9 protein-coding genes and 1 pseudogene are annotated in these 11,443 nt (G+C 59.8%); 5 read left to right on the forward strand and 5 right to left on the reverse strand.

The window, feature by feature from the left end; genetic code table 11:
* Positions 1 to 934, forward strand: a pseudogene (locus tag LAT62_RS14150) (peptidase); the annotation flags it as partial.
* 19 nt (positions 935 to 953) lie between these two features.
* Here the strand turns inward: LAT62_RS14150 and LAT62_RS14155 are convergent.
* Positions 954 to 1,973, reverse strand: a complete 1,020-nt coding sequence (locus LAT62_RS14155) for a LacI family DNA-binding transcriptional regulator (protein WP_293385277.1) — start codon at positions 1,971 to 1,973, stop codon at positions 954 to 956.
* 196 nt (positions 1,974 to 2,169) lie between these two features.
* Between LAT62_RS14155 and LAT62_RS14160 the strand changes: the two genes are divergently transcribed.
* On the forward strand, positions 2,170 to 4,539 hold the full coding sequence (locus tag LAT62_RS14160; protein ID WP_293385280.1) for a glycosyl hydrolase family 65 protein: 2,370 nt from the start codon (positions 2,170 to 2,172) through the stop codon (positions 4,537 to 4,539).
* 24 nt (positions 4,540 to 4,563) lie between these two features.
* The gene (pgmB, locus tag LAT62_RS14165) at positions 4,564 to 5,220 is read left to right on the forward strand and encodes a beta-phosphoglucomutase (protein ID WP_293385283.1); all 657 of its coding nucleotides are present in this window, start codon (positions 4,564 to 4,566) and stop codon (positions 5,218 to 5,220) included.
* A 6-nt stretch (positions 5,221 to 5,226) separates the two neighbouring features.
* Here pgmB and LAT62_RS14170 read toward each other — a convergent pair whose 3' ends face one another.
* On the reverse strand, positions 5,227 to 5,670 hold the full coding sequence (locus tag LAT62_RS14170; protein WP_293385286.1) for a methylglyoxal synthase: 444 nt from the start codon (positions 5,668 to 5,670) through the stop codon (positions 5,227 to 5,229).
* Between the two features lie 114 nt (positions 5,671 to 5,784).
* Between LAT62_RS14170 and LAT62_RS14175 the strand changes: the two genes are divergently transcribed.
* Complete coding sequence (locus LAT62_RS14175; protein ID WP_293385289.1) at positions 5,785 to 8,082, forward strand: CHASE2 domain-containing protein; 2,298 nt, start codon at positions 5,785 to 5,787, stop codon at positions 8,080 to 8,082.
* A gap of 150 nt (positions 8,083 to 8,232) precedes the next feature.
* On the opposite strand, the gene LAT62_RS14180 is transcribed toward LAT62_RS14175, so the two are convergent.
* Complete coding sequence (locus LAT62_RS14180; RefSeq protein WP_293385292.1) at positions 8,233 to 8,982, reverse strand: molybdopterin-synthase adenylyltransferase MoeB; 750 nt, start codon at positions 8,980 to 8,982, stop codon at positions 8,233 to 8,235.
* Positions 8,983 to 9,072: 90 nt separating this feature from the next.
* On the opposite strand from LAT62_RS14180, the gene LAT62_RS14185 reads away from it, so the two are divergent.
* Positions 9,073 to 10,350, forward strand: coding sequence for a flavohemoglobin expression-modulating QEGLA motif protein (locus LAT62_RS14185; protein WP_293385295.1), 1,278 nt, complete (start codon positions 9,073 to 9,075; stop codon positions 10,348 to 10,350).
* On the opposite strand, the gene LAT62_RS14190 is transcribed toward LAT62_RS14185, so the two are convergent.
* Together LAT62_RS14190 and LAT62_RS14195 are read right to left on the reverse strand one after the other, a co-directional pair.
* The gene (locus LAT62_RS14190; protein WP_293385298.1) at positions 10,347 to 10,526 is read right to left on the reverse strand and encodes a hypothetical protein; all 180 of its coding nucleotides are present in this window, start codon (positions 10,524 to 10,526) and stop codon (positions 10,347 to 10,349) included. The genes LAT62_RS14185 and LAT62_RS14190 overlap by 4 nt on opposite strands.
* On the reverse strand, positions 10,526 to 11,443 hold a 918-nt coding region (locus tag LAT62_RS14195), incomplete at its 5' end, for an ABC transporter ATP-binding protein (RefSeq protein WP_293385301.1). The genes LAT62_RS14195 and LAT62_RS14190, both read right to left, overlap by 1 nt.

Raw genomic sequence — 11,443 nt, forward strand, 5'->3', positions numbered from 1 at the left:
CCGGTTCCGGGTCACCTGGCCGGCAGCCGGCGCCAGTGCGAAGGAGGCGCAGGCAGCAAAAGAGGCCAAGGCTGCCGGCGGTTCACCTGACCGCGCCGCCACAGCACTGGGTGCTATCGCGCTGACCGGTGCCTCTGCCCGCCATGCGATTGCCTCCATCGGTCAGCCTGGCAGCGACCATCTGGCGTATGCCCGGCGCACATTGCAAGCGCTGCCCGATGAGTTGCAGGAGGCTGCTCATCAGCCCTATGCAGCGCGTGCCCTGATGTATGCGCTGTTGCTCAGTCAGGACACTGACATACGCACGCAGCAACTGGAAGCTCTGGAAAAGGAAGCACTGCCGGATGTGTATCGGGAGCTGATGCGTCTGGCCAGTACGGTTTTGCTGCTTGACGACCGGTTGCGCCTGCCCCTGGTAGAGCTGGCGATACCGGCCCTGAAAACCCTGTCCGGCAAACAGGTGGAGATCTTCCGCAGGTGTCTGGGTCTGCTGATCAAGGCCGATGGCAAGGTCAGCCTCTTTGAATGGGCTCTGTTCCAGATTCTGCAGCACAACTTGCGTGAACAGTCACCCGGTGTCAGTACGCTCACCCTGAAAGATTGCCGCAAAGAGTGCGCTGTGTTGCTCAATGTGCTGGCTCAGGCGGGGCAGGACAACGAGCGTGACGTACGCTCTGCCCTGAAAACGGCAGAGAAGGAATTGCCCTTTGCCCTGGCGCGCCTGTCTGCGGAGCAGTGTGGTATTGCCACGCTGAATCGGGCCATGGGCAAGCTGCGGCGGCTGAAGCCCTTGCAGAAGCCGGCGCTGCTCAAGGCCATGGCACGCACGATTGAGCACAGTGGCACGGTGCGACCGGCGGAGGCCGAGGTGTTCCGAGCCGTCGGCGAGATTCTGGACTGCCCCATGCCGCCGCTGCTGGAAGAGTCCTTCTAGTCGATTGACTTGACGCGGGTCAGGACTCGCGGCGTACCAACCTGACGGGCAGGGTTGTGGAGTTGGCTTTCTGCTCTTTGATCTGGGTCAGTATCTTCTTCACCAGCAGTTTGGCCCCGCGTTCGATGTCCTGACGCACGGTGGTCAGGGCAGGGGTGAACACATTGGCCATCGGGATATCATCGTAGCCCACCACTGACACATCGTCCGGTACCCGGTAGCCACAGTTCTGCAACGCCTTGATAGACCCCATGGCCACCATGTCACTGGCCGCCACAAGGCCATCGAAGGGCAGGCTTTCGATCTGGCGCAATGTGGTTTCCAGGCGCTCCTGAGCCGAGTCATAGCGAAAACTTTTCAGCAACAGCTTTTCATTCACCGGAGCCAGTCCGGCCTCGGTCAGCGCATCGGTATAGCCCTGGTGACGATCGCGTACTTCCGGATGCCGGGTATCGCCGAGAAAGGCAATCCGGGTTCGGCCCTGCTTGAGCAGATATTCTGTCGCCAGGCGCCCGCCCTGGACATTGTCGCTGCCGACCACACAGTAGGGGGCCTTGTCGCGGGTCGAGCCCCAGACCACCAGGGGGTCTCCGGAGGCATAGAGGTTCTTGATGGGCAGATCGTACTTGCCGGCGCCAATGATGATGATGCCATCGGCCCGCCGCGAGGCAATCAAATGGGTGTGCCAGTCCTTGCGGTTCAATGAGGTGCTGGCGAACAGCAGGCTGTAGCCGCTGCGGTTCAACTCATCGGCGATCATGCTGACCATGTCCATCATGAAGGGATCGGTGAAGGACTGGCCGGTCTGGATCTCCGTGTTGATCACGACTGCGACAGTATGAGTACGGCGCAAGCGCAGATTGCGTGCACCCATATTCATCCGATAGTTCAGCTTGTGCGCGATCTGGTGGATTCGCTCGCGTGTGTCCACGTTGATGGCCGGGTTGTTGTTGAGTGCCCGGGACACGGTGGATTCAGACACGCCGGCCAGGCGGGCAATATCGGCCATGGAAACACTGGCGCCGGTTTTACTGGTCATCCTGCGCGCATACTCCTTTGATTCTGGCATCCTCGATGATGTTTCACAGCTTGCAGATTATCCACAATTGCCTTGATGGTGCAATCGATTGCGGGCTCGTCAGCTATTGGGTAAAGTGTGGCGCCTTGAGTATAGCTGTGGTTAACGGGGACGTTGGCCTCCGACAGTGCAGTATCAGGTACAGGCAGTGCTTTCCATGAAACATCAGAGCAGCAACCAAACTTCAGCTTCGGAAATCAACGAATGGGGTATTATTGAATCCACCCCGGATCCGGAACGCTATGCATTGCACGCTACCCTGTTCGCTCAGGGTAACGGCTTTCTGGGGGTTCGGGGTACTTTCGAGGAGGGTCTGTCCGGCCAGGAAGCGGAACGCGGGTGTTACCTGAATGGCATCTACTTCTCCGAGCCAATTCAGTACGGAGAAAGTGCTTATGGCTATGCGCGCAACAACGAGCGCATAGCCTCTGCTCCTGACCCGTTTGCCTTGCAGGTGCAGATCAACAACAAGCCGCTGGATATCTCTGTCGGCTCAGTGACTGACTACCACCGGTTCCTTGATCTGCAGACGGGCATGGTGGAACGCAGCCTGGTGTGGCAGTCTCCTGAGGGACAGCGCCTGCGCATCAGAAGTCGACGCCTGGTGTCACTGGCCGAGCGGGATCTCGCCCTGCTGGAGTATGAAATCACTGCGCTGGATACGCCCGTATCCGTGGTCATGACCCCGGAGCTCATCGGCCTGCCCGGGTTGGCGCAAACCAGTGATGACCCGCGTGTCGGGTCAGCGGTCAATCCGGAAGACCTTGAGTCATTGCGCGCCGTCGCCGATATGCGGACTCAGGGGCTGGCCGTGCAGTTGCGCAGTTCCGGGTTCCGGATACTGACACAGGCTTCACACCGGTTCGAGTCGGTGGCCAGCGTGGACAAGGACTGGGTCGCCGAGCCGCACCGGGCGGCCCTGCGGGCGAGTGCCTTGCTGCAACCCGGAGAAGCGCTCAAGCTGACTCGCCATGTGGCCTATGCGGCGTATCGGCCAGCGGGTGACGAGCCCGAGTCTGAACTCGAAGCCAACTGGCAGTCGCTGCAGCAGCGTTTGGACACGCTGTCCGGGCTCGATTTCGAGGCTTGTCTGGCGGCTCAGCGTGCTGAGTTGGCGGCGTTCTGGCGCGATGCCGATATCGACATTGACGGCAATCCATCCCTGCAGCAGGGGCTGCGCTTCAACCTGTTTCATCTGTATCAGTCTGTCGGTCGTGACGGGTTCAACAACATAGCCGCCAAAGGGCTGACCGGACATGGCTATGATGGCCACTACTTCTGGGATACCGAAATCTACATCCTGCCGTTCTTTCTCTATACCCGCCCCGAACTGGCCCGCAACCTGTTGATGTATCGATACTCGATTCTTGACGCCGCTCGGGAACGTGCCCGGGAGATGAACATCGAGCGAGGGTGTCTTTTTCCCTGGCGCACCATTGGTGGCAGTGAAAGTTCGGCCTATTATCCGGCCGGCACCGCCCAGTATCATATCAATGCGGATATCGCCCATGCGGTACGACAGTATCATGCAGTAACGGGCGATGATGATTTCATGCGTCAGGCAGGCGCCGAGCTGGTGCTGGAGAGCGCTCGCATGTGGCTGTGCCTGGGTTACTTTGCTCCGAACCACGACAACCGGTTTGTGATCAATGGGGTGACTGGCCCGGATGAATACACCGCCATCGTCAACAACAACTATTTCACCAACCTGATGGCCCAGGCCCACCTCGAACATGCGGTAGAGCTGACCGAATGGCTGCGTCGTGACTACCCGGAGGATGCAGACAGGCTACTGTCGCAACTTGCCATCACCGATGAGGAGATTTCCGACTGGGTGCGCGCCGCGCGGCAGATGTATCTGCCTCGGGATGCCGACAGCGGGCTGCACCTGCAGGATGACAGCTTTCTGCACAAGCAACCGTGGGATTTCGCCAACACTCCGGCTGATCACTACCCGCTGCTGCTGCATTACCATCCGCTGGTGATCTATCGCCATCAGGTGTGCAAACAGGCCGACCTGGTGCTGGCCATGCTGCTGCTCGGCGACCGCTTCAGCGAAGAGGAAAAACGGCGCAACTTTGCCTACTATGAGGCGGTCACCACACACGACTCCACGTTATCGGCCTGCATTCACAGTATCCTGGCCGCCGAGCTGGGCTATGACGACAAGGCTGCCGCCTATTTTTCCGAGGTGGCCCGAATGGACCTGGACAATCATCATGGCAATACAGAGCATGGGGTGCATACCGCCTGTATGGGTGGGACCTGGCTCTGCATGGTGCAGGGGTTTGCCGGCATGCGACCCACCGGGGACGGCTTGCTGCGCTTTCGTCCGCGCCAGGGTGCCGGCATGAGTGGCTACCGCTTTCGGCTGCGTCATCGGGGCTGCCTGCTGGAACTGCAGGTCGGAGAGAGCGACCAGGTGGTCTACCGATTGCCGGAGGGTGGTGATCTCATCATTTATCATGACAACGAAAGACTGGAACTGTCGGGGCAGACCCCGTTCACGCGGCCTCTCGTCGCCTGAATTCACAGCAGGAGTGCACACGGCATGAGCATGCGGAATTACACAGCAGCGATTTTTGATCTCGATGGCGTTATCGCCGACACGGCGCGCTTCCACTATCTGTCGTGGAAAAGCATAGCGGCCGACGAGGGCTTCGACATACCCAAGGTGGTCGATGACCGGGTCAAGGGCGTGGATCGCATGACCTCGCTCAACATAGTGCTTGAATATGCCGCGCGTGCCTATTCAACGGCTGAGAAGGAGGCTCTGGCGGCACGCAAGAACGAGCGCTACATCGAACTGATCACCAGTCTCACATCGGATGATGTACTGCCCGGGGCACGTGAGCTGTTGGAGCAGTTGCAGCAGGCCGGTATTGGCAGGGCTCTGGCGTCGGCCAGTCGCAACGCCGTTGCCGTGCTGGAGGCACTGCAGTTGATGGATCTGTTCGACTATATAGCGGACGCCAACTACATCACCTACCCGAAGCCCCATCCGGAAATCTTTCTGACCGCAGCTCAGGGTTTGAAAGTGGCGCCGGTCAATTGCGTGGGATTTGAAGACGCGGAAGCTGGTGTGACCTCCATCAAGTCAGCCGGCATGTTTGCCGTCGGTGTGGGCAGTGCCACTTTACTCCGCGAGGCCGACCTGATTGTGCCGGACCTGGTGCAGTTTGATCCGGCGTCCTGTTTTCGTCTCTGACACCGGCTACTGGGGCGTTGTGCGGGTGGTGTAATAGGAGAAATCCGGCTTGGCGATCTGGTGCTGATCGTCGGTCATGTAGGCTGACGTCAGGATGAACTCCGCCGTTGCACTGTTGCAGGCCACCGGGATATTCCACAGGGCCGCAATGCGCAGCAGCGCCTTGATGTCCGGATCATGGGGCTGGGGTTCCAGTGGGTCCCAGAAAAACACCAGTACGTCGATTTCGCCTTCGGCGATCTTGGCACCAATCTGCTGGTCACCGCCCAGCGGCCCGCTGAGCAGTCTGACCACGTCATCGCGCCCCAGTCGCTCGGCCAGCAATTTGCCGGTGGTGCCGGTAGCAAACAGCTTCAATTGAGCGAAACGGGTTTTGTTGCGCGAGACCCAGTCCACCAGTTCCTTTTTCTTGTTGTCGTGGGCCACCAGGGCCACGCTTTTCACTGCCATCTGCAGTCTCCTCTCTGTTTTCGCGCCAGTTTAGCACAGGCTGCTTGGCATCCGACGCAAGTTCTGCTGTACTCGGCTGCGTTCCCCGAAAAAAACGGCATGGAGTAACGCAGCGTGGAACCGCGCAGTCGCCTCAGAAAGTGGACCCGCAGAGCGCTCAATATTGCCCGTCATTACTGGATGGCGCTGCTGCTGTTGGCGTTCACACTGGTGCTGGTGGGGGAGGAGATTCGACGTGATTCTCCGGTGTATGACTCCAATGTACTGGAACGCCTCGACTATCTGTATTACGACACCCGCTTGCGCCTCCTGCCATTGCCTGAGGTAACGGCGGAGCCATCCATTGTCATTATCGACATCGATGAGCCGAGTCTCGCCGAACAGGGTCGGTGGCCCTGGTCGCGCTCGGTCGTCGCACAGATGAATGACCGTCTGCTCGATGCCGGAGTCTATACCATTACCTACGATGTCGTGTTCTCGGAGCCGGAGCGCAATATGGCGCTGGAAATGGCGGACATTCTGGATGATGACTCTATTGCCGGGCTGGTGGCTGCCCTGCAGGATGAAGTGGACTTCGACCAGATGTTTGCCGACTCTTTGCGTGATGCGGGTGCCATCCTCGGTTTTACTCTGTATCCGGATGACCGGGTGCGGGAGGGTGCGCTGCCGGAACCTTTGGCACCGGTTTTTGATCCTGATGTGCCAAGAGAACTGCAGAGCCCATTGGTGACCATTGGCGGGCAGGGCTATGTGGGCAACCTTGCCGCCCTGCAGGAAGCCGCAGATTCAGCCGGGCTGATCAACTCATGGCCCGATCTGGATGGTGTGATTCGCAGTGTGCCTCTGCTGCAGGAACTGGATGGCAACCTTTACCCCAGCCTGGCGCTGGCTGCGGTCTACAACTACTTCCTGTATGGACCCGATGAAGTCAGTTTCCGCATTATTCCGGATGGGTCGAGACGTATTTTTCGCTCGGTCGATGTAGCCTCCGAGGGTGGGCCCAACCGCATAAATACCGATGCCTTCAGCCGGGTCATGGTGCCCTATGCCGGGCCCCAGGGGGCCTTCCCCTATATCTCCGCCACGGACGTGATCGAAGGGCGCCTGACCGAGGAAGAACAGGATCTGCTGATGGGATCTATTGTGCTGGTGGGCACCTCATCCATCGGCCTGTTCGATTTGCGGGCAACGCCCCTGCAGAGTGCCTACCCCGGGGTGGAGGTGCATGCCAATATCATCAACGGCCTGATCACCGGCGAGATTGGCCATCAACTGCACAATACCCACCTGTTCACTGCTTTGCTGATGCTGGCGCTGGGCCTGCTGTTCAGCTTCTGGTTCCGACGGTTCGGCCCCATGCCGTTGCTGGCAACCACGCTGGGTTGTGCGGCAGTGGTGGTGGGGCTGAACTACTGGGCCTGGGTGCAGCACTGGGCTGATGTGCCGGTGGCTGCCGTATTGTTTCTCATCCTGGTGCTTGGCACCTTTACCATGCTCGAAGGGTTCCTGCGTGAGCGTGCAACCCGCCGGGAAGTGCATTCGATGTTCGGCCAGTACGTGCCGGCAGAGCACATCGACCGGATGCTGGAAGCCGAGGATGACGACTTTGGCTTCCAGGGCGACAACAAGGAACTGACCGTCCTGTTTTCCGATATCCGCAGCTTTACGACCATTTCCGAGCAGTTGTCGGCGACGGAACTGAAAGATCTGCTGAATCGCTATTTTACGCCAATTACCCGCATCATTTTTGAGCGTCGGGGCACCATCGACAAGTATGTGGGTGATATGGTCATGGCCTTCTGGGGCGCGCCGCTGGACAACCCGAACCATGCGCAGGATGCGCTGGATGCAGCGGTCGATCAGATAAACATGGTCAATGCGCTCAAGCCCGAGTTCAAGGCGGACGGACTGCCCGAGATCATGGTGGGCATAGGGCTCAATACCGGCTTCATGAATGTGGGCGACATGGGCTCGGAGTACCGGAAGGCTTATACAGTGCTTGGCGATGCGGTCAATCTGGGGGCCCGACTCGAAGGGCTGACCAAATACTATGGTGTCGACATCCTGATCAGCGAGCACACGCGCAATCAATGCACGGGGTATGTGTTTCGCTTTATCGACCTGATCATCGTCAAGGGCAAAACCGAACCGGTGCGGACCTATGAGCCGGTGTGCCGTGACACTGAGGCCACCCCGGAACTGCTCGCGGAAATTGAAGCCTATGAACAGGCCTGGGAACTGCACCGGCAGCGGAAATGGCAGGAAGCCTCTGATGCCTTTGCCGCGCTGCTGCAGAGTGCCACTCCGCAGCGCGCCAAGCTGTATACCGTTTATCTGGGCCGTATTGCCGAACTGCGCACACAGACACTGAGCGACAATTGGGATGGTGCCTTCCGGCATACCAGCAAGTAACACAAGGGGCCTGCGGCCCCATCGCGCAACGGGGCCGAGGCGTCGGACCGGCGATCCCACGGTGTTATGGTGCCTGTGTTCCGTAGGAGGCCAGCCCCCTGGCCGATTTTGCAAGGGGCCTGCGGCCCAAAGCGCGGCCAAGGCTGGCGCCTACAACTTCGAACAAACCGCACACTGCGGATTGCGCTTCAGACGCAGGGTCTGCCATTCCCCGCTCTTGCCATCAAACAACTGCAAGCGACCCACCAGCGGCTCTCCGGCACCGGTGATCAGCTTGATCACTTCCAGCGCCTGATAGCTGCCCAGCACACCGACCAGCGGTGATACCACGCCTGCCTCGGCGCAATTGAGTGCCTGATCATCACTGTCCGGATACAGGCAGGCAAAGCAGGGGGAGTCTTCCCGGCGGCTGTCAAAAGTACTGATCTGACCTTCCCAGGCGATGGCGGCGGCGGATAACAGTGGTATGCGGGCCTGCAGGCAGGCGCGATTGGCGGCGTGGCGACTGGCGAAATTGTCGGTACCCACCACCACCACGTCAGCGGCCTGCACCTGGCGCAGCAGTTCCTGGTCGTCCAGTGCGCGGGGCAGAGCGGTTACCTGTATTTCAGGATTCATGGCCAGCAGGCGATGGCGCGCCGATTCAACCTTGCTCTGGTTCAGACCTTCACTGTCATGGACGATCTGGCGCTGCAGGTTCGACAGTTCAACTACGTCCGGGTCGCTGATCACCAGGTGCCCAACGCCGGCGGCCGCCAGATACAGCAACACAGGGCTGCCCAGACCCCCGGCACCGAGCACCAGAACCCGGGCATCCGCCAGCGCCTGCTGACCCCGGATATCGATATCGGGCAGGAAGATATGGCGTGAATAGCGCAGCAGTTGATCGTCTGACAGCATTTTGAAAATCGGACCTTTTGACTCGGCAATTTCCGCAAGGGTTAGTGTACCATCTGACCTTACTTTCAACAGATGCTCAGGATGGCCGCAATGCCCACTGACCCTATTCTCCACCATGCGCGGGAACTGTCAGATCGCCTGGTCGCACTGCAGGCGCCCATTCGCATTCTGGATGCGGTCAACTGGGATCGCAGCGTGCGCGAAGAGTTTCTGCGCCACAAAGGCAAGCGGGCCCCGGCCGTGGATCGTGAGTACTACGCCGGCCGGCCGCTGGGGTTCGAGCCGGCAGAGTTGCGCCAGGCTTTTTCCGACCTGCAGCGCGATGCGGTACGCAAGCTGGGTCAGCTCAACCCGATGACGCAACTGATGAGCCGCATGTGCCGCGAATATCGGGATGTGATCCGCATGCTGGAATCCCGCGGCACGCGCGAATTTCATGAACTGTCGGTCGAATTGTTTGGCGACTCGCACGATGCCTTTCATGCCGGTGAGCCGACGTTGGCAGAGCTGGCCGATATGCTGCAGCAGCCGTTGAATGGCCTGCTCGGCAGCGATCAGTTGCCCGAAGAGCCCAAGGATATTCCGGCAGAAGAGGCCATGCGCCGCCTGCAGGCTCAGGTGGATGCCAGCATGCCGGAGGTGCCGGTCAACATCATGCTGTCCGACGGCATTGTCAGCGATGCGGCGGCAGGCAGTGACAGCATCAAGCTCAATCAGGATGTCCGGTTTTCCCAGCGCGAGCTTGATATCCTCGAAGTGCACGAGGCCTGGATTCATGTCGGAACCACCCAGAACGGGCTCGCCCAGCCCTGGCTGACCTGCCTGAGCAAGGGGACCCCCAGTGCAACCGTAACCCAGGAGGGTCTGGCCGTGCTGACCGAAATCATTACCCTGAAATCGACCCCGCGGCGACTGGCCAAACTGGTGAACCGGGTACAGGCCACCGCCATGGCCTCGGATGGCGCCACCTTTATCGACATCTACCGCCATTATGTGGATCAGGGGGTCACTGCAGAAACGGCCTATACCCTGGCCCAGCGCGTGTTTCGCGGCAGTACGCCGGATGGCCTGCCGTTCACCAAGGATCTGGCGTATGTGAAAGGCTTTGTGCTGACCTACAACCTGATCCGCGTCGCCATACAATTGGGGCGCATCGAACGGCTGCCGTTGCTGCTGGTGGGCAAGTTGTCGATTGATGATTTTCGGCTGATTACCGAATTGCATGACCAGGGGGTGATTACGCCGCCCAGGTTTATACCGCCGCATTTTCGCGATCTGCGCGGATTGGCCACCTGGCTGTCATTCGGTCGCTTTATCGGGCAGTTGTCGTTCGAGCAACTCGAACGGGATTATGGCTCACTGTTTTAAGTGCCTCCGCGTTGCGGCAGGTTGTGTTGGGCTCGAAAAGCAAACTGGCCCAGCACTATAGCCACCAGAAGAAACAGGGCACCACCCCAGATCATTGATTCCAGGCGCACGTCGGCGTCTATGGCGACGCCCGGCAGCGTGGCATTGTCCCGAATGAACGTGGGGTACTTGAGCATCAGTCGTGCAGTATGACACCTGGCTGCTGCGGTTTCAGCAGGGCAGGCGCGCCCGCTTCCAGCACGACATCATAGGGGGCCAGTACCTTGTACTCGATGGCACCGGCACGCACCCGATAGAAATTGTCATGACCTCGGAACTCTCGACTGACGACTTCGCAGTTGGCCTGCTCTGGGGAGCTGGCACTCAGTGAGAGATGTTCCGGACGCAGCGATATCATTACCTCGCCGCTCCCTTCCATGTCGAGTTCAAGGGTGCCCAGCTCGGTTGCTCCTCGATTGCCGTCCGCCTGACACACCAGCAGATTGGTATGCCCCAGAAACTCGGCCACAAAGGCGGTGCGCGGGGTGTGATAGACGGCTTCGGGTGTACCGGTCTGGCAAAGGCTGCCTTCCTGCATGACGCTGATTCGGTCTGCAAAGGACAGGGCTTCTGCCTGATCATGCGTCACCAGAATGGCCGTGGTTCCAGCCTTTTTGAGCAGTTGGCGCACTTCGATCCGGGTGCTTTCACGCAGTGCCGCATCAAGGTTGGAAAAGGGTTCGTCCAGCAGCACCAGTGTTGGCTCCGCGGCCAGAGTGCGCGCCAAAGCGGCGCGCTGCTGCTGGCCACCGGACAGCTCATCCGGCATGCGTTCAGCGAAGCTGCGCAGGCCGACGAGTTCAAGCCACTCGAGGGCGCGCTCTGCCCGCTGCTGGCGCTCCACCTGGTGCATGCCAAACATGACATTGCGCAGCAGGTTCAGATGGGGGAACAAGGCATAGTCCTGGAAGACAACACCGATATGGCGATCCCGGGCGGGCAGGTCCAGCACGCTGCGTCCGCGCAGCTCGATATCGCCCTGATCCGGCGTTTCGAACCCGGCAATCATGCGCAGGGTGGTGGTCTTGCCGCAGCCGCTGGGGCCCAGCAAGGC

Source organism: Natronospirillum sp., from assembly GCF_022565775.1.
Taxonomy (GTDB): domain Bacteria; phylum Pseudomonadota; class Gammaproteobacteria; order Pseudomonadales; family Natronospirillaceae; genus Natronospirillum.

Bases quoted from the DNA above. Each gene is read 5' to 3' on its own strand.
- LAT62_RS14155 (WP_293385277.1), bottom strand. From the start codon at position 1,973: ATGACCAGTAAAACCGGCGCCAGTGTTTCCATGGCCGATATTGCCCGC.
- LAT62_RS14160 (WP_293385280.1), top strand. From the start codon at position 2,170: ATGAAACATCAGAGCAGCAACCAAACTTCAGCTTCGGAAATCAACGAA.
- pgmB (WP_293385283.1), top strand. From the start codon at position 4,564: ATGAGCATGCGGAATTACACAGCAGCGATTTTTGATCTCGATGGCGTT.
- LAT62_RS14170 (WP_293385286.1), bottom strand. From the start codon at position 5,670: ATGGCAGTGAAAAGCGTGGCCCTGGTGGCCCACGACAACAAGAAAAAG.
- LAT62_RS14180 (WP_293385292.1), bottom strand. From the start codon at position 8,982: ATGCTGTCAGACGATCAACTGCTGCGCTATTCACGCCATATCTTCCTG.
- LAT62_RS14185 (WP_293385295.1), top strand. From the start codon at position 9,073: ATGCCCACTGACCCTATTCTCCACCATGCGCGGGAACTGTCAGATCGC.
- LAT62_RS14190 (WP_293385298.1), bottom strand. From the start codon at position 10,526: ATGCTCAAGTACCCCACGTTCATTCGGGACAATGCCACGCTGCCGGGC.